The organism is Sphingobacterium sp. SYP-B4668 (assembly GCF_027627455.1).
Classification (GTDB): domain Bacteria; phylum Bacteroidota; class Bacteroidia; order Sphingobacteriales; family Sphingobacteriaceae; genus Sphingobacterium.
The window spans coordinates 2,586,180-2,609,421 of sequence record NZ_CP115483.1; the positions used below are offsets into that span (position 1 = coordinate 2,586,180).

Annotated in this window: 19 protein-coding genes; 10 read left to right on the forward strand and 9 right to left on the reverse strand. The window is 40.8% G+C overall.

Annotated features, from left to right (window positions below; translation table 11 throughout):
* Positions 1–103 precede the first annotated feature (103 nt).
* From OQ289_RS10810 to OQ289_RS10825, 4 genes are all read left to right on the forward strand, one after another.
* Positions 104–1,531 (forward strand): MFS transporter, encoded by a 1,428-nt coding sequence (locus tag OQ289_RS10810; RefSeq protein ID WP_270090761.1) that lies wholly within the window; start codon positions 104–106, stop codon positions 1,529–1,531.
* A 14-nt stretch (positions 1,532–1,545) separates the two neighbouring features.
* Positions 1,546–2,619 (forward strand): iron-sulfur cluster-binding domain-containing protein, encoded by a 1,074-nt coding sequence (locus tag OQ289_RS10815; RefSeq protein WP_270090762.1) that lies wholly within the window; start codon positions 1,546–1,548, stop codon positions 2,617–2,619.
* Positions 2,620–2,803: 184 nt separating this feature from the next.
* On the forward strand, positions 2,804–3,031 hold the full coding sequence (locus OQ289_RS10820) for a heavy-metal-associated domain-containing protein (protein ID WP_033566147.1): 228 nt from the start codon (positions 2,804–2,806) through the stop codon (positions 3,029–3,031).
* Between the two features lie 39 nt (positions 3,032–3,070).
* Positions 3,071–3,931 (forward strand): heavy metal-binding domain-containing protein, encoded by an 861-nt coding sequence (locus tag OQ289_RS10825; RefSeq protein WP_270090763.1) that lies wholly within the window; start codon positions 3,071–3,073, stop codon positions 3,929–3,931.
* 344 nt (positions 3,932–4,275) lie between these two features.
* On the opposite strand, the gene OQ289_RS10830 is transcribed toward OQ289_RS10825, so the two are convergent.
* Positions 4,276–5,454 (reverse strand): putative Ig domain-containing protein, encoded by a 1,179-nt coding sequence (locus OQ289_RS10830; RefSeq protein WP_270090764.1) that lies wholly within the window; start codon positions 5,452–5,454, stop codon positions 4,276–4,278.
* 453 nt (positions 5,455–5,907) lie between these two features.
* On the opposite strand from OQ289_RS10830, the gene OQ289_RS10835 reads away from it, so the two are divergent.
* Positions 5,908–6,381, forward strand: a complete 474-nt coding sequence (locus OQ289_RS10835) for a DinB family protein (protein ID WP_270090765.1) — start codon at positions 5,908–5,910, stop codon at positions 6,379–6,381.
* A 226-nt stretch (positions 6,382–6,607) separates the two neighbouring features.
* On the opposite strand, the gene OQ289_RS10840 is transcribed toward OQ289_RS10835, so the two are convergent.
* Positions 6,608–8,404 (reverse strand): sensor histidine kinase, encoded by a 1,797-nt coding sequence (locus tag OQ289_RS10840; protein WP_270090766.1) that lies wholly within the window; start codon positions 8,402–8,404, stop codon positions 6,608–6,610.
* 223 nt (positions 8,405–8,627) lie between these two features.
* On the reverse strand, positions 8,628–9,530 hold the full coding sequence (locus OQ289_RS10845) for a hypothetical protein (protein WP_270090767.1): 903 nt from the start codon (positions 9,528–9,530) through the stop codon (positions 8,628–8,630).
* 380 nt (positions 9,531–9,910) lie between these two features.
* Here OQ289_RS10845 and OQ289_RS10850 point away from each other — a divergent pair, with 380 nt between their 5' ends.
* Genes OQ289_RS10850 through OQ289_RS10865 form a run of 4 tightly spaced genes read left to right on the forward strand, consistent with a single transcriptional unit; the run spans position 9,911 to position 16,656 of the window.
* A complete protein-coding gene (locus OQ289_RS10850; protein WP_270090768.1) occupies positions 9,911–10,447 on the forward strand; it encodes a sigma-70 family RNA polymerase sigma factor in 537 nt (178 codons plus the stop codon).
* A 39-nt stretch (positions 10,448–10,486) separates the two neighbouring features.
* A complete protein-coding gene (locus OQ289_RS10855; RefSeq protein WP_270090769.1) occupies positions 10,487–11,518 on the forward strand; it encodes a FecR family protein in 1,032 nt (343 codons plus the stop codon).
* Positions 11,519–11,548: 30 nt separating this feature from the next.
* A complete protein-coding gene (locus OQ289_RS10860; RefSeq protein ID WP_270090770.1) occupies positions 11,549–14,872 on the forward strand; it encodes a SusC/RagA family TonB-linked outer membrane protein in 3,324 nt (1,107 codons plus the stop codon).
* Between the two features lie 11 nt (positions 14,873–14,883).
* On the forward strand, positions 14,884–16,656 hold the full coding sequence (locus OQ289_RS10865) for a RagB/SusD family nutrient uptake outer membrane protein (RefSeq protein WP_270090771.1): 1,773 nt from the start codon (positions 14,884–14,886) through the stop codon (positions 16,654–16,656).
* 5 nt (positions 16,657–16,661) lie between these two features.
* Here the strand turns inward: OQ289_RS10865 and OQ289_RS10870 are convergent, their stop codons facing one another.
* From OQ289_RS10870 to OQ289_RS10890, 5 genes are read right to left on the reverse strand one after another with little or no spacing between them, the layout of a single operon-like run.
* Positions 16,662–16,865, reverse strand: a complete 204-nt coding sequence (locus OQ289_RS10870; protein ID WP_270090773.1) for a hypothetical protein — start codon at positions 16,863–16,865, stop codon at positions 16,662–16,664.
* A 9-nt stretch (positions 16,866–16,874) separates the two neighbouring features.
* A complete protein-coding gene (locus OQ289_RS10875; RefSeq protein ID WP_270090774.1) occupies positions 16,875–18,464 on the reverse strand; it encodes an MFS transporter in 1,590 nt (529 codons plus the stop codon).
* Between the two features lie 2 nt (positions 18,465–18,466).
* The gene (locus OQ289_RS10880) at positions 18,467–19,480 is read right to left on the reverse strand and encodes an HlyD family secretion protein (protein ID WP_270090775.1); all 1,014 of its coding nucleotides are present in this window, start codon (positions 19,478–19,480) and stop codon (positions 18,467–18,469) included.
* A 43-nt stretch (positions 19,481–19,523) separates the two neighbouring features.
* Positions 19,524–20,858 (reverse strand): TolC family protein, encoded by a 1,335-nt coding sequence (locus tag OQ289_RS10885; RefSeq protein ID WP_270090776.1) that lies wholly within the window; start codon positions 20,856–20,858, stop codon positions 19,524–19,526.
* A complete protein-coding gene (locus OQ289_RS10890; RefSeq protein ID WP_270090777.1) occupies positions 20,845–21,099 on the reverse strand; it encodes a hypothetical protein in 255 nt (84 codons plus the stop codon). The genes OQ289_RS10885 and OQ289_RS10890 overlap by 14 nt, the downstream gene beginning before the upstream one ends.
* A 69-nt stretch (positions 21,100–21,168) precedes the next feature.
* On the opposite strand from OQ289_RS10890, the gene OQ289_RS10895 reads away from it, so the two are divergent.
* Entirely contained in the window at positions 21,169–21,969 is an 801-nt protein-coding gene (locus tag OQ289_RS10895; RefSeq protein ID WP_270090778.1) for a helix-turn-helix transcriptional regulator, read from the forward strand.
* Between the two features lie 281 nt (positions 21,970–22,250).
* Here OQ289_RS10895 and OQ289_RS10900 read toward each other — a convergent pair whose 3' ends face one another.
* Positions 22,251–22,883 carry a hypothetical protein gene (locus OQ289_RS10900; RefSeq protein WP_270090779.1) on the reverse strand — a complete coding sequence of 211 codons (633 nt, stop codon included), beginning with the start codon at positions 22,881–22,883 and terminating at the stop codon, positions 22,251–22,253.
* Between the last annotated feature and the right edge of the window lie 359 nt (positions 22,884–23,242).

Genomic DNA, 23,242 nt, shown 5'->3' on the forward strand with positions numbered 1-23,242 from the left:
ATGGCCTAAAGAAGACAATATAATATCAACAAACAAACAGATCCGCCAACTGGCGGATCATCCCATAACTGAGCTCCTAAGCTCATGAAGTAATTATATACAGATGAAAAAGAACACCAATCAAATAACGAAGGAGCCTGCGGCATATAGTAAACGCTGGTCCGCACTTTTCTTACTATGTACCGCGCAGTTTGTCGTGATTATGGATACCTCTATTATCGGGGTGGCACTTCCTGCCATACAGGCTGATCTAGGCTATACGCAAAGTGGCTTGCAATGGATTTTCAATGCATATGTCATTATGTTGGGTGGATTTTTGCTGTTGGGCGGAAGGTTGTCCGACCTATTTGGTGCGCGTAAGGTATTCATGTGGGGATTTGCTATCCTTTCGGGAGCTTCGCTTTTAGCGGGTGTGGCTTGGTCCGAGGCTGCCCTTAATATCGGACGTGGATTACAAGGCCTTGGATCTGCATTCATCGCACCGGCAGCACTGACATTGGTATTGGCTAAGTTTACCGATCCTAAAGAACTGAATAAGGCTTTAGGTTTTTGGGGGGCGTCTTCTGCAGCGGGTGGTTCTGCTGGCGTTTTTCTGGGTGGTGCTATTACGGAATGGCTTTCTTGGCATTGGATATTCCTTATTAATATCCCTATAGGGCTGGCTGTCCTTTTTTTCAGCCGTGGCCTATTATTTAAAGGGAGCATTCAAAAGGGTAAAGTGGATGTGGCTGGTGCAGTATTGGCGACAGTGGCTTTGGTATTGGCGGTATATGCTATTGTATCAGCGGAACATGCCGGATGGGCTTCTCTACAGACGATTGGACTACTGGGCCTCTCTTTAGTCTTGTTGCTGATCTTTCTTGTACTTCAAAAACAAAAAAGCGAGCCGCTGGTACCGTTAAGCATTTTCAAAGTACCTAATCTTTTGGCAGGTAATCTAGTAATGGCTTTACTCGCAGCGTCATGGATCCCACTGTGGTTTTTTCTCAACCTTTACTTGCAGCAGACGCTGCACTATTCGGCTTTCTATAGCGGTCTAGCACTGTTGCCTATGACCGTAGCAATCATGTTTCTGATGGTTGGCGTCACGGGCAAGTTGGTCGCCAAATTCGGTTTTAAAGCAAATCTGATCGCGGGCTTAGTTGCACTTACGGCTTCACTTGTATTATTTAGTACCATTCCGGCTGATGGAAGTTTTGTCGTGCACGTGTTGCCTGCATCCTTACTAGGGGCATTGGGAATGTCACTAACCTATATTCCAGGTACCATCGCTTCGATGTCGGGTGCTAGACCTGAAGAGACGGGACTGGCCTCAGGCTTGGTCAATACAAGTTATCAGGTGGGATCGGCACTAGGTCTAGCGATTATCGTGGCTATCTCGTCAGCAAGTACCAATACGGCTAAGCTGACCGGCGCTACCGATATTGTGGCATTGAACACTGGTTTTCAGACAGCATTCTTTGCGGCGGCTACTGTCTGTATCCTTGCTGCTATCCTTGCTGCTTTTTCAATTAAGACACTCAGAAGCTAAAAGAAATAGGAGATATGAGAAGATATAAATGGCGTACGCATGAAATTATCATGGAAACAGCAGATACCCTAACCATTGTTTTTGACACTGGAGAGGAGAGATTTGGCTATGAATCTGGTCAGTATCTGAACATCAGGTGTACGATCGGGGGCGAACCGGTGAGTAGATCCTATTCCTTTAGCTCTGCACCTACTGAACGGTATCCGCGTATCACGGTAAAGCGTGTGCTCAATGGACGAATGAGCAACTATCTTGTCGACTATGCATCCGATATCAGCGAGTGGAATGTGGAAGGTCCTTTTGGGAATTTTGTACTGCACCGAGATATGTCGGCAGAAACGGAGGTCGTGCTGCTGGCAGGCGGCAGTGGCATGTCGCCGCTGCTGTCCATGCTGAAAAGCATAGGCAATGATGCACCAGCACCACTGCTTCTCTATGCATGTAAAACACCTGCAGATGTCCTCTTTAAAAGTGAGCTGGATGAACTGGAACAGGATAAGCGAGTACATACTTACTACGCCTTTAGCCTGGATATACAGAAGAGGTCGGGGGGCAATTGTATGACAGGCCGATTTTCACAACCGGTCATTCAATCCGTTATTGAGCAACACATACATCGGCCAGAAAGTGCTCACTATTACATCTGTGGCCCTACCGCACTTATGCAACTCTACCAGGAAGCACTACAGCTAATGGATATCCCGGTGTCACAGATTCATTCGGAGTACTTTGATCCGGTGGCGACGGTAGATGTCATTCCAGGGGACCGGGACGGTGCTAAAAAGGAGGTATTGGTGAGTTACTACGAGATGCAATATCAAGATGCGGAGCAACAGACATACGAGTGTACTTTATTGATAGAAGTCCAGGGCGGACAATCTCTTTTGGATGCCATGCGGGCCTATGACATCGTAGTGTCCAGTTCGTGTCATAAAGGTACATGTGGGGCCTGTTGGGCAATGACTTCGAATGGAAAGGTCAAAATGACCAACAACTATGCGCTGACAGAAGACGAAGTTGCTGAAGGAAAGATTCTGCTCTGTCAGAGCTTTCCGGTAGACGATGCCGTCTCGATAATACTGGCCTAAAAGTAATGTGGGAGAAGGAGGGTCTGTCCAATAGGGGGCAGATCGTCCATATCCTTAAAAAGAGGCACATGAATCGGGAAACGAAACAGTAAATCTTACAAATCAAATCCTAAATAACGTAAAGTGGAGCAGGGTTTATTTGCGGAACTTTGTACTATCGATAAACAATTAAAATTAAAACAACATGGAAAGCAGTAATCAAAACTTTCAATTCAAGACAAATATTAACTGCAATGGCTGCGTCGCTAAAGTATCACCTTTTCTGAATGATGCCGAAGGTATCTGCCACTGGGAAGTGGACACGGCAAGTCGAGATAAAGTGCTGACGTTAAAGTCGGAAGGTATTACGGAGCAACAAGTCATGGAGACTGTCCAAAAAGCTGGTTTTAAAATAGAACCGTTAGCTTCTTAGAAAAGTAAATTCACAATTTTTGATTAAAACGCATACGACATGAACAATCCTGATCATACAGACGAACTACCTGTTTACGCTTGCCCAATGCACCCGGAAGTAACCGGGATACAGGGAGATAAATGTCCAAAATGTGGCATGACTCTGGTCGCCACTAAAGCCGAGGAGTCGGCTAGATACGAGGTAGAGCTTACGACTTTACCAAAGCCCATCGTAGTCGGGAAATCGGCTATCCTAACACTTGCCATTACCCAGGATGGACAGCATGTGCCCCTAGAGGTCTCGCACGAAATGAAAGTCCACTTAATGGTGGTGAGTGAAGATCTGAGATGGTACCGGCACATTCACCCGATACAGCAGACGGACGGGACGTATACCGTGACGGAAACATTCCATAATGGCGGCAGATACCTTCTATTTGCCGATTTCAAACCGATGGGCGGTGCGCAGGTCTTGCGTACATTACAAATCGATGTGGAGGGCTACCATATGACCTCTGCAGCAGAGATGTCTGCTAAATGGGTATCGGATGTAGCGTGCTATACGGTAACACTGGAGAATGGGAATGATTTTGAAACAGGTCGTGTACAGCCCTTGAAGATCACATTAGCGAAAGATGGTAAGAAACTGAAAGAAAGTGATCTGGAGCAGTATTTGGGCGCATCTGCTCATATCGTCATGATCAGTGCGGCGGATAAAGAATTTTTGCATATACACCCTGTATTCGGAAGCGATCTCCCAATCTATGCGGAGGCGCATATTGAACAGGCTGGCACTTATCGCATGTGGGTACAGTTTAAAATAGATGGACAGGTGCACACAGCGGATTTCACGGTAGAGGTCGCTTCGGGAGAAAAAAGCGGTCAACAACAGTCCACGCATCATGCGCATCAGCACTAGTGCCGGATAATTTATCGGCTAAGCGACGACCGATCATTAGAAATCCCTCCTTCGGTGACCCCATGCTTAGCTGTGACGAGGTACCTGAGATCAGACAGTAGAATATTTGTAACATAGCGGTAGCCGTTTGGTATGACCAGACGGCTTTTTTATTCCAAACACATCTTGTCTTTAAGCATAGACAAGTCCTTGGGGTTATTGTGTCTGCTTCAATAGCAAGTTCAATGAGAGCACATAGTTCGCCTATCATGGACGATTAACGATACGCATATTTTTTGACGTCGTTAGGATCTCCAGAGCATTGGCTAACAAAATGAAGAAGCGAAATGCTGAGCTGCTTACGTTTACTTTTTAACAGTGATCCTAATCTTACTATCCGTCCTGTTAGATGAATTGTCAGTGGCTGTCAACGTCAACTCAAATTCTCCTTCCATTGTAGGTCGCCCTGATAATTTCATTTTTTCGCTGTCAAAATTTAGCCATGCTGGTTGATTTTGACTAATGCAATACGTCAGCTTTTCATCGTCAACGTCTCTGAAATAATCTCTTGGAAGATTTATTTCGAATGCTCTTCCCATCTGAAGGGTAGTGTCCGGGATTGGGTGAAAAACAAATGGTTTAAACAATTTCGACGTTCTGACCCAAAAGATATCTGATTCGGCTAATCTATTTTCAACGATCTGCAAGCGTGTAAAGAAAAGGAATTTATTGTCGATACTTACATATGGCCTCCTATCCCAATCTTTCGAATTTATGGTCGAATCAATTCGTTCGGGCCCCATCCAATTTTTATGGATATCCCGATAACTGATGTATAGATCGACTGCTGTAATACTATCTGTATACCTGCAAAAAATCAGGTACTCTTCCTTTGGGGATATGAAGACACTTTCCTCATCATTTGGTGAAGACAATTTGGAAATCAGCTCTACTTCTTGATATCGGTTTTCCTTCTGTCTGGTATAGAACAAGTCAGCGGTGTAGCAACCATCCTTCCCGTAACAGTTTCTGTTGGAGGAAAAATAGATGGTGCCATCGGAGGTCATACTGGCATTTGCCTCCCTGCTTTCTGAGCGTATCGAATCAGGTAATAATGTTGGTGCGCTCCATATACCATTAATCTTTCTAAGCATCCAAATATCCGTGTTGAGGTGGTCCGTAGCAGATTTGCTTTGAGCATAAAGGAGGGAGTTGCCATCTGGAGAAAAATAGGGTAGATATACTGATTTATTTTTTAATGGTTCGAAAAGCAGCGGTTCATTCCATTTTTCATTAGCCTTTTCAGAATTAAAGATTTCTCCACTCCAATCGTCCTTATTTAATATCCCAAATATTAACTCCTTTCCATCCGGCGCAAATGAAATTCCATGCTCTAATCTCCCCATCTTTGAAATGACATCTGGCGCAAAAACAAGGGGAATCGTATCCGGATAAGCCTGCCCGAAATAATCCCTTGATCGGGTTGGCGAGGTACAGTTAGAAAGGAAAATAACAGCGATAAATAGTTGGATGGTTCGGTTCATCTTGGTCCAAATTTGGCGTATCAATGTTTAATGAGGTTATCACTAAATATAATCCTCAGCTCTTTAAATAATCAAATCAGTTTAATAGATACTCATAGTTCTATATTTTTTAGGCTATATGCGTCGTCAGTACCTAAACATACTAAAAATGGATGTATTTATTGATAAATGCAAGATAATACCATTATACCGATACCTGGCATAGGGTTCATATTCGTATCCACCATCGCGATTTATCTGTTTTCTAGGTTTACGAGGGAAGATAATACGAGAGCGCTGTGCTAGAGCTCAGCAACTTCCGGGTTCTTTTGTCCCTGTTAGCTATTGGAGTATTGGAGATTTTTTTTGGTTATTTACATGAGTTAAGTGTATGTAGAGTTGGTGCCTATTTTTTCTATCTTTATTTCAAATACACTTGATTTTCTTTCGATAATAATAGATAATCCCAATACCATGATAGATGCATCTTTCGACTGCAAAATTTTAAGAGCAAGCAGGACTAGATTATTCCAATTAATTGAAGACTGTGAGGAGCATATCCTGTTCCAGATTCCCGAAACCTTCAACAATAATATAATTTGGCAAATAGGCCATTGTATTACAACCCAACAAAGACATATGTATATGCGTAGTGGCTTACCCATGTACATTTCCTCTGAATTCGAGGAGTGTTTTAAAATTGGGTCGTCTCCAGCATCTTGGAATACACCTCCAGATGTTGAAGAGCTGAAGCACCTATTGCTCGATACGGTAGATAAGCTTGAAGTAGATCTTGAATCTAATCTATTTATTAACTATACGCCCTTTGAGTTACCAATCGGATTTCAAGTAAAGAATCATATCCACGCACTTAAAGCCTCAAATTACCATGAGGCAGAGCACAGTGGTAAGATTCTTACCTATTTGAAGTTGTTGAGCAGAATTTGAATTTGAAATATCCTTTGCTGAGTTGATCAATAAATCAAACAAATTGATTATCCCCTTACCGTTGGGTATGCGGATGGCAATCTCCGTCATCCAGCTACCTCGAGTAAGATACGCAGCTTTCTTTAGTATCTAAGAAGAGAAAAGAATTGACCACGGGAGAAGATGGAGCCGCCGCTTAGTTCACTAATTGAGGCTCGATATTTTTTCTCCATTAAAAATCTAGTTTTCAGGATTGCTCCAGCGGGATAGATACATTTATTTCAGTGCCCTTGGCATTCGAATTTATTTTAATTTCACCATTTAGATATTGAACGCGACGGCGAATGGACTTCAAGCCTATCGTAGACCTTCCTATGTTAACTTTCTTTTCATCTAAGCCTATTCCATCATCATTGATCGTTAATAATAAGTTATCATCTTCCTCATAGATCAGAATACCTACATGTTTAGCTTTGGCATGTTTAATAATATTGGTGATGGCCTCTTGGATAATACGGAGTAAAGCTATTCGTGTGTCCATACCAACGCCGGATAAGGTGTTGGTGTCGATATGGATATTCTTGTAGTATCTGCTATTAGGCAGAGAGTGATCGGTTAGCAACAGAATTTGTTTTTCAAAAGACTGTTCTTGTTGTTCGTCACCGGCACTGAACCATTCATGGCTTTTGTTCCGCGCTGCTTTATAAGCATTTCCTACTTCCGTTTGGAGCATATTTAATTTCTTTTTCAGGTCAACATCAGCGGTATCCATCATTAGTAGTTCCACTTGATATCTGATGGCGGCAAGAGACGATGAAAGGCCGTCATGAAGATCTTGTCCAAGCCGTTGTTGCTCCTCCTTTACCGCTTTGTGTTTAGCCTCTTCCATAGTCATGATTTGCATATCTGCAACGTCGTTGAGCGCCTCTATCTGAGCTTTCGCCTTTCTGTCCCGACGGAGCATGATTAGATAGATGGTCAGTACGATCATCGCTGCCGAGATCGAAATAATCAGCAACCATAGGGCTCGTTGCGCATTTTTTTCACTTAACAGCTTATTTTGGTCCTGTACAGCATTGTATTCGACATAATCCTTGATAAACTCTTTTGATTTTTCCCAATCTGCCGTAATCGACTTATCTAGGTCGGAATAGACATTGATGATTTCGTCTTTATCTCCTAATTGTTTTGCAACTTCTAAAGCACTATGTAAAATGTAAATTTCTAACGAGCTGTCTCCACCCTGTTTTGCCACTTCATAAGCCTGATAAAGATACGCAAGCGCTTTTTTAGGGTCGTTTTCGTAAATTCCTGTCAGGAGAAAGAGTGCGTTGATCATCAGGTCTGTGTTGCCCGTACGTCTTGCCTCCAGTAACGACTGTCTTGTAAGCGGTAAAACCTCCTGTAATTGACCTTTTGAAAACAACAAATCGCAGTACCATAATTGATTGTAAATCAGCATTTCTTCATTTTTGTAGCGACGTGCAATCTCTGTGGATTTGTCCATGTAGTATTGGACGCTATCTTGGGGAAGGTCCGCGTTTCGGAGGCAATAATGTGCATATACCTTGGACATGATACTATCTTTTTTCAGTGTTTCCCCCATTTGGATAGTCTTTTGCAAAAGTGAAACAATCTTTTTCCTATCGGAGACATCTTTGTTCAAAACACTGCCCATATCCAGGTGTACCTGAATGATTTTTTCGGTATCATGAAGTTCTTCATACTGAGATAATACTTTTCCAAGCAACTCCAATGATTCTGCATATAGCCCCCTTTTATAAAAAGCAAAGGCAATAGAATGGCTTGCTTCCGTTTGTCCCCTTTCGTAATGTATATTGGCAGCCATAGCTTTGGCCTTAACCCCATAATAAAAGCAGCTATCTGCATTTCTGACCCGGTAAAGTACGCCCAGTTTGTTTAAACTGTTGATCAGGGCGACACTGTCTTTGATTAAAGGTAGGCCTTCTAATTCCTGCTCGATCTGCCGGATTTGACCTTGTAAGGAGTTGTTACAAACACCAACTAAGAGAATTAGGGACAAACATCCTTTTAATAATAAGCAGCGCATAATCAATTAGAACAGTAAATAGCAAAAAGAAAAAGTAAAGAAATACAGGAGTTACTCATCGATGAAGTTTGTAAAAATTTGAAAAATAGTATTAGATTAATTTATGCCCGAGGGACAATATTTTTGAATCAGCTAGTCATATCGCACGTCATTTTCAGCTCACATTGTTACTAAGAAGGATGGACTAAGAGAGCCATTATTGCATAAAATTGAATGAAGAGTTAACAGTTAGGGTCATGTCTCCAAATTCTAATTTTCTTTCTTCATTTACGCCCGATTTGTCTGAATTAAGATATCCTGTTTTATAGTATTTAAAAATCAATCCAAATTCATTGTCAAGAATTTTGAACCTCTTGTCTTCCTGTATATAGGTAAGTTGCATATAAAAGCCGTCCTTACCCGTTAGGACTTCAAAAGTTGGGATGAAAATGGGCACAGCGCTTCGGAAAGTTACATGTGTAGCGCCTAATTTCAATGATTTAAGAGTTTGGGTTTCAAAGAGAGGTTTAGCTCCATTATCAGCATCCTGTCTCGATCTGTACAGCGAAATAACTGCTTCAAATTCCTTATCCCGGTTGAAGTCATAAGTAAGAAAAGGACTATGAAGCTTTAGTGTATCGATAGAAATAGCTTCCACCTGCTTTAGGTCAGTAAATTCTATAATTTTAGACGCCGAATCTAATGCCAATTTTGTCGTTTCACTGTCCTTTTTAGATTTAAAAACGTATTGGGTAAGACGGTATTTACCAATACTACGACTGACAATGTTGATATCCGAGGTAGAGTCTGTTTTAACTATTTTTTGTTTATCCAGATCAAATAGTACCCATCTCAAAAATAGCGCATTTTGCTGGTTATGCTTTGTCCTATTCTTTATTTTGCTCTTGAAATTTGCACCTTCATAGTAGTCGTATTTGATATTAACCGGCATAGTAGCGACATCTATCGGTACTATCAAAATAGAATCTGGGAGTTCTTTGCCCTGTGGATTGACATATACAAATCCAGCTTTCGATATTTCAATTTGATCGTTAGGTGTAGTTTCTTTTTTACAACCTAGCAATACAAGAGCGAGCATTACGAACAGAAGATAGCGCATAATAAAGTAATCAGCTTATTTGAATATCTAAATTTAATAATTAAAAAGGACAAATTTTAGATATAGCCAATTATATCCGAGTGTTTCATTGTCAACCTTTATTGTTCCTCTACTTGTCGGCACATATTAGAGAGAAGTGTCTACCTGCGGTGGTTATTCAACATGATGGAATAGGTGCCGGTGAGTTTGGAGAATACTCAGCCATTTGTTGATTTCCGGATTAGTCTCATAGACATATTGGATACCATGACCTTCGCCTTTGAGTCAATGGAAGGTGATATTCCCAATTTGCCCATTTATATAATTTTTTTTACCAATTAAGCTTGGATTATGAAGAACAATCATTAATCACTATATTAGTCGCCACACTAATCCAAACTATGCCTGACCAAACCTTAATTTCGATTACGGATTTTGATGATGTATATGAGAAATGGAATAAAAAGGTTTATCAATACGCGTTGAGCAAAACTTCTTCGTCTTACATTGCGGAGGAAACGGTCCAACGGGTATTCATCAAACTTTGGGATAACCTTTTTCATAAGAAAGTAGCTATCGAAATAGAGTCTCAGCTATTTTGCATAGCCCGTACTACATTATTGGATATCGTGAAAGAGGAGCGGAAGCGAAAAATGGTTTTGGAAACGCAATACATACAGGTAGATGTACCGACTCCGTCAGAGTTATATCGACTGAAAGAGATCAGCGTACATTTCGAGCGGGCAGTGCAACGGATGCCCGCATCTAGAAGGAGGGTATTCCTACTAAGTCGACTGGAGAATCTCAGCTATAAAGAAATTGCAGATCGATTAGCCATCTCCCCCAAGACAGTGGAAAATCATATTGCTTTGGCATTGAGGGCGTTAAAGAAGACTCTTTTCCTTTTTATCAGCTATATAATATTTTTTTTAAAATAATTTTGGGGGTAAGCGACCTTTCCGCAGTATTCTTAATGTATGAAGATTACTACGGATTTAATCAATCGCTATCTAAATAATCAGTGTTCTGCCGAAGAAGCAGAGTATCTTGAGGATTATATTCAATATTTAGGGACCTCACTCGATCAGGTATTGCCTCGAGAAGAATGGGATTCGACAGGAGCGGACTTAAATTATGAGGGGCAAGATAAAATCCGGGCGAAGGTACTGGTCGCTATACAACAAAAAAAGAAATCTGCATTTAGAAAGAGATTGATATTGTCCCTCTCCAAGGCCGCATCAATCCTTGTTTTCTTAATCGGATCTTATCTAGGGATGAGTCCATTCCGAGATACCTTGCCATTGGATCGAGTTAAATCGACTGATGTTGCTGTCCCGATTCCCGTAGCTAGCAATCTTTACTATATTAATTCTGGCAATGAAAACATGGTGTTGACCGCCAGTGACGGCTCCATTATCACCTTGTATCCTAAATCGGAAATCAAATATGCTGAAGATTTCAGCCATTTGGATGAAAGGATTTTGTATCTCAAGGGAAAGGCCAAGTTTGAAGTTGCGAAAGATAAAAATAAGCCCTTTCGTGTACATTCAACCAGTGTGACCACCACTGCTTTAGGAACGATATTCATTGTTGATGAATTGAAGTCTACGCAAACACAAATCAAATTATTGGAAGGTAAAATAGAAGTTAAAGCAGAAGACTTGAACAAGACCAAGACGCTAGTCCGCACTTATCAACCCAATGAAGAAATCACGCTAGACCATAACGATCTACGGATACTCGAAGAAGTAAAAGCACGTACGGTCGGTATGGATCGTGGGGGCTATTTTCTCCAAAATACTGATGCTATCCAATTCAAGAATATCGCCTTAGAAGATGTACTGAATATCTTGATGCAAAACTATGACATCAAGTTGCACTACGACAAGGGCAAAATCAAAGACAAATACTACAGCGGCACCTTCCGAAACAAAGGCCATGTCTATCAGGAAATTATTAAAGAACTCAATTACTTGCACCATGCGGATATAAACTATACCAATCCATAATACTAAACAATAAACAAAAAAACAAAAATTATGAACATCTTTTCTTCTAAGAAGCATCAACTACTGGCGATGCTGCTATTGAGATTTAAGAGTCCAGGGCGCACTATGCCTCTGCGGCTAGGGATGCTGGGGCTACTCAGTATGAGTTATCATGTTGGATTAGCACAGTCGACAGCCTCCGTGAATGGAGTAGTACGGGACTCCGAAAACAACCCCATTACGGGGGCAACAGTCACTATAGAAAGTCCCACGACAAAATACAAGCAGGTCAATACGACAAATACAGAGGGGATATTCTCATTTGACCGCATTCCCGAAGGGCAGGGCTATGTGATCACGGTGAGCTATTTGGGATTCAAGACCAAGACACTTAGCAACTACAATATTGATTCGAAAGACAAAGTGGCCATTACCGTTGCTCTGGAACAGGAGCAAGAAAGCCTGGAAGAAGTGGTAGTAGTGGGATATGGAAAGCAACGAAAAGCAAATATTACAGGATCTGTCGCGTCAGTGAATGCCGAGCAACTGAAGAATATCGCGCCTTCTAATCTCTCGAATACCTTAGCCGGACGTGCGGCGGGTATCAATGTGACCAATACATCAGGTATGGCCGGAGCATCTTCAAGTCTACGGATTCGTGGTAGTTTTGCCGAACCTTTGTATGTCATCGATGGTATCGTGCGGGATAAGGCAGCGTTTGATGCATTGGAAGCCAATGAGGTGGATCAGATGAGCTTCTTGAAAGATGCAGCTACGGCTGCCGTATACGGCACACGTGCAGGTAATGGTGTTGTGGTGGTAACAACCAAGAAAGGCACGGCCCAAGAACCCGTTTTCAATGTACAAAGTAACTACAGCTTTGGGGCTCCGACACAGACGCTCTTGGCAGATATCACCACAGCGGCAGACGAATTGACCTATCAAAATAGGGTTTCTCAATTCTTATGGGAAAATGGACCGCGCACGCAACCTTGGGTAGCTCCTAATGGCCAAACTGAATTTGATTATTTTAAAGATAAAGACTATAGTGTCAATGATGTCATCTGGAGAAATCCATTCAGCCATAGACAATCTATCTCTGTATCCGGTGGTGGTGATCGCATCACGTACTACAATTTGGTCAGTTACCGTAAAGAGAATGGATCATATAAATCCTTGGAACACGAAAAGTTCAATTTGAGAAGTAATGTTAGCGCTAAGATAACGGATGATTTTACGATAGATGTAAATATATCTGCCAACCAGATTAACTCCAAGCGTTTTTATTGGCCATTCAGCACCTCTTCCAACGATGATGATTTTGATGTGTCCGATTTTTACCGTGTGACCTTTAACTGGCCTAAGATGTATCCGTTCTATCTGAACAAAGATGGGTCACCTAGCAATACCCCGACAGACTATCCTGTCCAAACCCCAATGGGGAGTTGGCAGGCATGGAATGTCATCGATCAGGTCGTGGGGAATCGGTACATCGACCGGAAGGTTCGACAGGTAAATCCGATCATGACTTTGGACTACAAGCTAGACAAACTAATCGAAGGTCTCTCGACAAAGGTCGTGGGGAGTTACCTTGCTGAAGATTACATGCGAAAGCGGTTTATGACCTTCCAAAAGAATTATACTTTTACTTCCTTGAACCCGGATGGAAATAGGTTCATACCAGCCCCACCTTCGGAGGATAAAATCAATATTTTCACGTTCAGTCAAGCCCAACCATTCATGGACTATGCTCCACAACGCGAATGGGAATACCAGGTTAACTGGTTCTTGAACTACAATAGGAGGTTCAATAAGCACGCAATTGATGCGTTGGTTGTCTACGAACAGTTTAAAGCAGGTGGTACATATGTGACTTCACGTGCAGAGAATCCTATTGTCAGCATCGATCAAATGTTTATCTACCCGACCGATAGGACGTTCAGGTCGACAGATGCCTACGAAAGTATCAATTCTCGAAGAGGTTTCATTGGACGTGCAAACTATAATTATGCAGATAAGTATATTGCCGAATTTTCATTCAGATATGACGGCTCTCCGTTATTTCCAGGGGATAAACGTTGGGGCTTTTTTCCATCCATGTCTGCTGCGTGGCGAGTATCTGAGGAGCAGTTTTTCTCCACGATCAAAAATACGTTTAGTGACTTGAAACTACGGGCTTCATACGGTACTACAGGTAATGATTTGAATGTCGCTGCCGAGCGGATAGGACAATTTCTTTATCAAGAGAAATATAGACCCTCTGGTGGCTATATGTTTGGGGATCGATATTACAATGGTATCGCGTATGGCGCCACACCCACCCAAAATTTGACTTGGACAACATCCAGAAGTATCAATATAGGTGTAGATTTCGGTCTGCTCAACAATAAGTTGAGCGGTACGTTGGATGTATTCAGTCGTAAGGAGACGGATATTTTGGGCCCACGGTCGTTAAAAGTGCCCGACAACTACGGCCGAGAATTAGCTCCTGAAAATTATGCTGCAAGAAGCTACAAAGGTGGTGAGCTGTCCCTTAATTGGAATGATCGAGTAGGTGAGGTGTCTTATGGACTTACTGCAAACATGGGCTATGCTAAGGATCGATGGGATGTGTATGATGAGGAGCCTGCATTTGCTGTAGGGGGCACGCGAAATTTTGAATCACGTGTGGGCCGACCCGAAAATCGTATCGTAGGGCTGGAGGCCATTGACCTGGTACGGACGCAAGAGCAGCTCGATGCGTTGAAGAACCAAGGATTCAAGAGCTATGGACGTGATCCTTACCTAGGTATGATTTTGTATAAGGATATCCGTGGTGCAAATTATTCGAATACCCCAGACGGCAAGATTGATGACAACGATATGATGTTACTTTCGGAAGATAATACACCTAGGATCAATTACGGCTTTGGTTTAAATGCCAGTTGGAAAGGACTTTCTGTCTCTGCCTTACTCCAAGGGGTAATGGCCTATGATAGGGTTATCAGTAATCAAGAGGGGGGTGGTATACGTCAACATGGAGGTACCTTTCGACCCTATTATCCAATCTGGGCAGGAGATGTTTGGACGCCGGAGAATCCCAATGCTGACTACCCGAGAGTGGTCGGTTCTAATTGGCAAGAGTCAGGAACTGGAGCTTCGAGTTTCTGGATCCGTAATGGTGCCTATTTACGCCTAAGAGATTTGAATATTTCCTACAGTCTACCCCAATCCGTTACAAATGCGATGAAAATCAAAAATGTGAATGTGTTTTTTAATGGAACCAATCTATTTGTATTCTCTCCCATGACGGAGTTTCATGATCCGGAGCAAAAGATGTACGATTCCTATCCTGTCATGAAGACATTCACATTGGGTCTGGATGTTAAATTTTAATCGAAAACAACATGAAAACTATATTTTATCCCCTAATTGCATTGCTACTGACGACTTGGTCCTGTAAAAATGTTTTAGATATCGATGACTTGAATTCACTAGATGAAAGCAAGGTCTGGAGTGACTCCAATTTGGTGCGGGCATATTTGACCAACCTATACCCTTTGTTCGGCAACTGGAGTGCAGGAGCTGACAATAATTCTGAGCAATTGATTGGAATTTCGTTTCCATTAGACGCGGTGACGGTCAACAATGCTGCATATAAATCTTGGGACTATACCACTATAAGAAGAATCAATACTGCCATTCAAAAAGTCAACGAAAGCACCATCTTATCTACTAATTTTAAGAACGCGATGGTTAGCCAAGCCCTATTCATGCGTGCTTATATGTATTTTAACATGGTGAGGCACCACGGAGGGGTACCCTATATCACCGTGCCGCAGGATCTAGAGAAAGACGATTTGCAAACACCTCGAAATACAACTAAGGAATGCTTCGACTTGATTATTAAAGACCTCGACGAAGCCATCGCATTACTCCCCCCAACTATTGCAAAAGGTTCTGCTGATTATGGTCGTATTGACGGTAATTTTGCGGTTGCATTTAAGGCGAAAGTGTTGTTATATAAAGCATCACCTCAGTTTAATCCAGCCAATCCGTATGACAATGGGTACTGGACGGAAGCCTATAATGCCAGCAAAATAGCTTACGAGAGATTGAAAGCAAATGGCTACAGTTTGACAACCGATTACGCCAATATCGCCCTGTTGGAAAAAGGACCTGAGGTGGTTTTCGCGGTAGTCAATGCCTATCCAAATAAAGTAGCCGCTTGGGACAATGGTGTGCGACCTGGTTCAGAAAGTAGAGGAGCGGCAGGGGCGGTTCCGTCTTGGGATTTTGTAAAAGCATTTCCGATGAAGGATGGAAGACCTTTTTCGGATCCTGCTGGAAAATATCACAAGTCGGACGCTGAATTCCTGCAATCATATTGGGAAAACAGGGATCCTCGATTTGACAAATCTATCGTATGGAACGGAAAGATTTATGAAGTGTCTGGAAAAACCGGAAAGCGACAATATACTTCTGTGGGTATCGCTGCTGATTTGGACAATTTTGGTGTCAATCCAAAAGCAAATACCCCATCCGAGAATTTGAATCGGTATAGTGGTTTTTTTATCTTGAAGAACTCCAAGCTATCCCTTAAGCAAACAGAGGTAGAGACCCAGTATGATGTCGATTATGTATTGATGCGATTTGCTGAAGTGATGATGAATTATGCAGAGGCAGCAAATGAAACGGGAGATTTCAACACCGCTTTAGATATTTTAAAGCAAATTCGTATGCGTGCAGGTATCGAGGCCGGCGCAGATGGTAAATATGGTATTATAGCTACAGACCGTACCCAGATGCGGGATGCGATATTAGCAGAGCGGAATATTGAGTTCTGCTTTGAAGGACATCGCTTTTGGGATTTAAGACGTTCTCGAAAATTGAATGTGTTGAACAACACGACCAAATACGGGGTGGAAGCAATCGCCATCAATAGCAATGGTAACGAAATGGATTTAGAAGAGGCTGCCGCATTGGCCAAAGCCTATCAACTGAAGGAAAATCAATTTAAATACAGCGTATTGCAGGTTCCGAACACCGGAAACAAGGTGAATTTGGTGCCTGATACCTATTACTTTTTCCCGATAGCACAATCGGTCATTGACAAAAATCCAAAAATCATTCAAAATAAGGACTGGGGTGGTGGTTTCGACCCCACTATACATGACTAATCCATTTAGTTTGTGCACCTTGCTGAACAGCAGGTAAATATCTTGATTGTTATCTTGCACGGCGTCATTTTTCTAGAAGATGACGCCGTGTATATAACCGCCTTTATGGACGATTCTTCTGCTTCAACTCCATATCCCAACAGCACATTGTCCTTATAGAAAATATACGTGCGCGTGACGGGTTTACCTGGATACAATATTTCGCTCATAATAAAAGTTTAATAAGGAATATTACCTTTCCTTAATCTCAAAACAACATGCTGAATTTGGGGTAAGAGAAGTAAAACAACAATTACGAACGTTACACCTGTTAACATCCAATCATAGTAGTCTCTAGTAGCACGAGCCAATATTTGGTGACCTATCATTCGATTAAAATGGTCAGTCGATACCGTTTTTGAGGTATAGATATCGCTGCCAGCATGTATGTATTGGTTTTGGATATCCAGTAAAGTAACGGCTAATTGCGGATTCGTTTCTGTGATCGTCTCCCGAACCTTTTCCCGAACTCCCGATTTTGCAAATAATTGAAGTTCGTTATTTAGGGCTAGACTTGCTGTAAAACCTATGAACCTTGCTAATATGCCCACAAGCGAAGCATTTACCGCAATGTTCGGAAGTGCTGATGAAGCCGTAAATGAAACAATCGGAACAAATAGCACACCTGTTGACACACCATAAATAAACATAGGCAGGATGAAATCGATTGTTTCTCCCTGTACAGAAGCAAATAGTATCATATAGGCATAGTAGATTGCCATCAGCCCAAAGCCAACAATAATCATCCTTATCAGGTTATAACCCATCAAGACAAATCGAGAAGTAACCAACATACTCAGTGCAGTTCCTGCAATTACAGCAATCCATATCGGAATGGTACTCAGTGGATCATTTCCTAAAATCACTTCAAGATAGCCGTAGGCAAGCCCGGTACTTCCTTTAAAAATATAAAAGGTAAAAAGCAGCAAAAGCCCAATAACGAAATTCTTTGTTTTAAAAATCTGTAAATTGATTAATGGTCGTTTAAGTTTTAATGCTCTGATAATAAAAAGAGGAAGAATGACGAGGTTACCTAAACTAAGTGTACGAATCCACGAACTATCCAACCATCCCAATTGCCTTCCATATACAAGAATGTATCCTAATGTTAAGATAAACGATACGTAAAACAGATAGCCTATCCAATCCACCTGATAGAGTGGTATCTTTTTGCTAAATCGGGCTTTACTGTTCATCGTCAGTAACACAACAAATGTCAAGATGATGAGTATGATAATAAATCCGTAGAATAGCCAGTTAAAATCAAAATAATAAATCACTATACTCGTATAGATGGAGTAGAATGGCATAGCGATTTGTATACTGCCGTAAAGAAGACTGTACGCAATCACGCGGGCACGTACGGACTTTAACCGAGGAAAAATAAGCTGTAACACAATTCCTGACATCAATGCACAGGTGATTCCTTGCAAAAATTGGCAAATAACAAACAATGTCCAATCTTTGAAATGAAAACAGATAACCGAGCAGAAGGCATTTATGGCAAGAGCACTCAATAAATATTTCCTTGCAGCAAAATACTTTACTATGCGAATATCAAGAGCCAAGAAAGCCACCGTTGAACCATACATAACGACCATTCCATATTGTACATCGGTAGGCTGTATACCGTAAAAGCCCATCGCTGCAATCGGACTGCTGTAGAAAGCGAAGCTAAACAGACATGTCATGAGGATCGCAAATATGATGGATCTCGCCACCCATTCAGATACCCAGGATTTGAAAATTGGTATTTCATGTGCTTGCATCCTTAATCTTTTAAAACGTAAACATTGGCATTCATCCCTGCAGAGAGCTTCGTTAGTTTTTCGGGCCTATCGGTCAGTTTAATTCTCACAGGAATGCGTTGAGTGATTTTGACAAAATTACCTGTAGCATTATCCGGTGGGAGCAATGAATAGCGGGAACCTGTAGTTGGCGAAAGGGATTCAATTGTACCCTTGAATTCTTCATTCGGAAAAGCATCGACCTCAATAGATGCCTCTTGCCCGACCTTGAAATTACCAATCTGTGTTTCTTTAAAATTGGCCATCACCCATTTTTCCTCGGCTTTATTCACTAAAAAAGCCAATGTTTGCCCAGCTTGTATCAGTTGCCCTTCCTGAATAGTCTTTTTGCCAATTTGTCCATCAAAAGGTGCAGTGATGACCGTGTATTGAATATCCAGCTCCTGCCTTTCAAGAATCGTTTCTTTAATCTTTATTTCTGCCTGTATGGCATTCCGCTGTGCCCTGAAATCATTTAATTTGGATTCCGCTACTCGCCAAGAAGCTTTTGTTTGATCATAATCCGATTGTGCGATTGACAAAGAAGCACTGATGTTGTCGAATTTTTGTTGTGTAGTAGATTCATCCGTCAGTAGATTTCGATAACGATCAAATTCTTTTTGTTGTTGATCTAATCTCGCCTTGGCACCAGCCAGTTGGGCCTTTATGACGTCAATACTCCTACGTTGCGTTTCTTCGTTCGCAGCCAAGATTGGTAATTTGGCCTCTGAGCTCATGAGTTCTGCTGACGCAACATCTTTTTTTAGCCCGTATTCGTCCAATTCAATCACCACCAGCGTATCGCCTTTTTTAACCTGTTGATTGTCCTTGTAATGTATTTTACGGATATAGCCACCCACTTTTGCGTTTATGGGCGACAAATAGGCATCTACCTGAGCGTCATTAGTCTGTTCATAGTGATATCCTTTTAAGAAATGAGTAGTTCCCCAAATAATGATCCCAACCAATAAGGCTATTCCAGACCATTTGGTAAGCATTATAATAATTTTATCTATTTTATTTTTGTTCATCATGTCTGTATTAAAGAATTCCTATAATTGCCAATAGTCTGATATACGTGAGTTTTACGTTTGTTTGTGCCGTTGTCAGATTAAATTTTGCTTCCAGCAAAGTATTTTCGGCTTCCAGCAGATCGGTCAGAAGAGACTCTTGATTTAAGTAGCTACTTCTGATAACACGGACACTTTCGGTGGTTTTAATGATATTTTGTTTTGCAGTTTTCACGCTCTCCAAAGCCTGCTGTTGCTGCAAATAAGCTTCTTTCACCTGAAGAAAGATTTCATCCCTTTTAACGTTTGCTTTTTCTTTAGCCTGATTGCTGACAACTTGTGCGTGAGCAATCGAATGTTTACTCTTGTACAGATTCTCGACAGAAAACTGGACTTTAATTCCTGTCTGACCAAACCCCCATAAGTCATTCGAATACGGATAGAACGAAACCTGTGGATAGTTGTAATTATAATTGGAGTACAAGGAGACTTTCGGCAGTAGGGTAGCTTTTATCTGTTTGACATTCAATTCGCTCCATTTGATATCGCTATTGACCATTTTGTACTCAGGCGATGTGTTAAAAGCGATGTCTACATAGTCGTTGTAGTCACCTGCTGTGATAGCGTTCAGTTCAATCCTATCTTCATGTTTTATCGCCAGCTCAGCATCATTTTCACGCCCCATCAGTATATTGAGCCGTTGTTTAGCGATTTCAATCTTTTTTTCAACATCCGAAAGGCTAAGTTCCAGTTGCGATAATTTTACGGAGGTTCTCAGTACATCACTCTTTAGCACAGTACCGTTTTTATGCAAGCTCTCTATCCGTGTCAACTGTTTTTTTTCGGCTTCGATTTCTGCATCAAGAAAATCATAGAAGTGCCGAAACTTATACAGATCAAAATAGGCAACTGCAACATTGTATTTTACGCTATGCTTTTGTAGATCGACTTCATACTGTTTTCGAGCCTCTTCTTCCTTTTTCATGACGATATTCCTTTTATCCTTTCCACCATTGAAGAGGTTGACGTTAAAGTTGTAACCTACTCCGTACCCATAACCTTTTACGGATACGTTCTGTGGAGAAGAGAATAATCCATTGTCATAAATCAGAAATTTGGAATTGAGCTTCGCATCTCCGCTTAACGAGAGTTCTGGCAACAAACGATCTTTAGCCTCCAATATTTCTATCTTACTTTGCTGAAGATTTAGCGCAGATAGTTTCAGTTGTCGATTATTCATTTCGGCAACCTTCCATATTTCTTCCAAAGTTAATGAGTGGACTTTTTCGATATGCTGAGCGTATATACGCGGTGTAAATGAGAGCAACAGTACGCTGCAAATTCGAGCTATTTTATATGGCTTCATCAGTCTTTTTTATAAATGATCTATCTTTCTTTGCTAACCAGTTCCTAACCATCTTTTTCAACGCATCAAAAGCAAAGGTCAAGTCCATGATGGGCATAAAGGGACTAGAATATGCATAAGCACACCAGTATATATCAGCCTTAGCAATCTCTTCAACTGGATGGAGTAATTTATCATTAGATTTTTTCGCTTGAATTTCAAGTTCAAAATCCTTCTCAGGACTTATGACTGTATGTTCCATAATGATTCTTATTATTTACACCGCAAAATTATCCAACATGCCAAGCTTTGTTTTTATATAATTAGCCTAATGTTTGCTATATTTGGCCATATGGATGCTCTTGACCAATTGATAAATAGTGTTGATCAACATCCTGATTCCATCCTCGTGATGCGACAGCAGACGGAGCAACGTTTGCCTGCTCATCAACATGATAAGGCTCAGTTGTTATTGGTTTATGGCGGGATTGCTTACTTGCAAACAGACGAAAAAGATTTCTATATTCCGTCCAATCATTATATCTGGATACCCCAGAATTATCCTCACAATTTGATGTTTAATACACAGGATCTGTATATTATCAATATTTATTTTCCAGACGAAAGCGCCGATGATTTTTATGATGAATTGGGTATCTATCCCGTGAGTAATCTTCTGGCAGAAATGCTCTCATTTAGTGAAAAGTGGCAAGGTGATTATTACAAAGGTTCGTGGGAATTTGAATTTTTATCAACGCTTAAAAGCGTATTATCAAAAGAGAATCTCAAAAAGTTCTCCATCCAACTTCCTACAACAGATGATCAACGGCTCAATATCATTATCAATAATTTTAGGAATCGATTAAATGAAAATCTAAACTTAGATACTATTGCTCAGCAATCCGGAATGAGCGTGCGTAGTTTGACCAGGTTATTCCAAGCCAAGCTGCACATTACATTTGTTCAATACTTAAAAATGCTACGCATTATCCGTGCTATGGAACTAATAAAAGACACGGATTTGAATATGACAGAGATAGCTTATGAAATTGGGTATTCAAATATAGCTGCGTTTAGCAATAATTTTCATCAATTGACCAATATGAGACCTACGGAATTTAAAATGAAATAGGACTGTCCTGTACGTTCAGTTAGGGTTTGTTTTCCTCTGCCTTTCTGATGTATTGATAAATAGAATTGCTGGCAATTTAGCATTGCGAAAAGACGAACAACAGCTTTCCCCCAATCTAATATTCAGAGCCCCCTATTTCCTGGATTTTTAGGACTTCGTGATACATATTCTGAGAAAGACCTAGAGACATCGATCATATTTGAGCTATAGCGATTTATTATTGAGCTTGGCAGTGACTTCGCTTTGAAGTCAATCTTGTAAACTTCCAGTTGTTTGTGTTATTATAGGGGGATAGAGGGGGTGTCTACACGTCTATATGTATTTGTCTCAAATCCTTGACCTGCAGCAAGGGGAAAGAACACCAGAAAACCGCCAGCGACAAATTCATTTGGCACAATTAAATCGCCATTTATATCTATGGCAAAGCAAGCTGTTTTTGTGAAGAACCTGTTGATTAATATATAGATATCTACATTGGTATTTCTTATTGAAAGAAAGTCTTTCGGTTCGGACTTGATTCTTTTTGCTTTTTCTCGCACTACATTACCCATAGTATCGATTAGTTTGAAATGGATTTTCCTTTTGCTTTTTAATTCCAATGAAACTTTATAGAGGTATTGTAGGCTATCCCGTTTATAATAACCGGGCTCAATGAAATTCCATAAACAATCGCCATTGTACCGTGAACTAATTTTTAGATCGGTATTTACAAGGTTTTCTATTTTCTGGGGAAAATTCTCAAAGACATAAACTTGCTTTGATGCTATTTTAGTAGTGTTGTATTGGTCAGCTGTTCCTATCAAATATTTCGGAGATATAGAACCACAGGAACTATATAAAAACATAAATAAGATTGAAAATATTCCAATATACGTGGAAGGTATAGTTCTATTATCATCTTTTGTTTTTCCCATAACAATTTATTTTATTGATAAGTTCTTTGCACAAAGTAAACGTAAAAAAGATTATCGACATGCTTATTTTTTGAAACAATAAACCATATGAAACTACTATTCGGAGTATGTATTCTAAAGAGAATCGAATGTTATAAGTAATTTCATCGTGAGATATACAAATTTACAGCATATAAAAACAAAAAATTATTCTAATTTACTAATAAACAGAGGTTTATTATCTGCAGTCGATTGCCTCCTCTACGATCTTACTACTATCTGATATTCTCATGATCCAATGATTTCTATTGTACAAACGTAATTTCCAGATCTAAATCTACATAAATCCAACTTCACAGAAAGAGCTTCCTCATCCGCTT

Coding starts and splice junctions, on each gene's coding strand:
- OQ289_RS10810 (WP_270090761.1), top strand. CDS start 104: ATGAAAAAGAACACCAATCAAATAACGAAGGAGCCTGCGGCATATAGT.
- OQ289_RS10815 (WP_270090762.1), top strand. CDS start 1,546: ATGAGAAGATATAAATGGCGTACGCATGAAATTATCATGGAAACAGCA.
- OQ289_RS10820 (WP_033566147.1), top strand. CDS start 2,804: ATGGAAAGCAGTAATCAAAACTTTCAATTCAAGACAAATATTAACTGC.
- OQ289_RS10825 (WP_270090763.1), top strand. CDS start 3,071: ATGAACAATCCTGATCATACAGACGAACTACCTGTTTACGCTTGCCCA.
- OQ289_RS10830 (WP_270090764.1), bottom strand. CDS start 5,454: ATGAACCGAACCATCCAACTATTTATCGCTGTTATTTTCCTTTCTAAC.
- OQ289_RS10835 (WP_270090765.1), top strand. CDS start 5,908: ATGATAGATGCATCTTTCGACTGCAAAATTTTAAGAGCAAGCAGGACT.
- OQ289_RS10845 (WP_270090767.1), bottom strand. CDS start 9,530: ATGCGCTATCTTCTGTTCGTAATGCTCGCTCTTGTATTGCTAGGTTGT.
- OQ289_RS10850 (WP_270090768.1), top strand. CDS start 9,911: ATGCCTGACCAAACCTTAATTTCGATTACGGATTTTGATGATGTATAT.
- OQ289_RS10855 (WP_270090769.1), top strand. CDS start 10,487: ATGAAGATTACTACGGATTTAATCAATCGCTATCTAAATAATCAGTGT.
- OQ289_RS10860 (WP_270090770.1), top strand. CDS start 11,549: ATGAACATCTTTTCTTCTAAGAAGCATCAACTACTGGCGATGCTGCTA.
- OQ289_RS10865 (WP_270090771.1), top strand. CDS start 14,884: ATGAAAACTATATTTTATCCCCTAATTGCATTGCTACTGACGACTTGG.
- OQ289_RS10870 (WP_270090773.1), bottom strand. CDS start 16,865: ATGAGCGAAATATTGTATCCAGGTAAACCCGTCACGCGCACGTATATT.
- OQ289_RS10875 (WP_270090774.1), bottom strand. CDS start 18,464: ATGCAAGCACATGAAATACCAATTTTCAAATCCTGGGTATCTGAATGG.
- OQ289_RS10880 (WP_270090775.1), bottom strand. CDS start 19,480: ATGCTTACCAAATGGTCTGGAATAGCCTTATTGGTTGGGATCATTATT.
- OQ289_RS10885 (WP_270090776.1), bottom strand. CDS start 20,858: ATGAAGCCATATAAAATAGCTCGAATTTGCAGCGTACTGTTGCTCTCA.
- OQ289_RS10890 (WP_270090777.1), bottom strand. CDS start 21,099: ATGGAACATACAGTCATAAGTCCTGAGAAGGATTTTGAACTTGAAATT.
- OQ289_RS10895 (WP_270090778.1), top strand. CDS start 21,169: ATGTTTGCTATATTTGGCCATATGGATGCTCTTGACCAATTGATAAAT.
- OQ289_RS10900 (WP_270090779.1), bottom strand. CDS start 22,883: ATGGGAAAAACAAAAGATGATAATAGAACTATACCTTCCACGTATATT.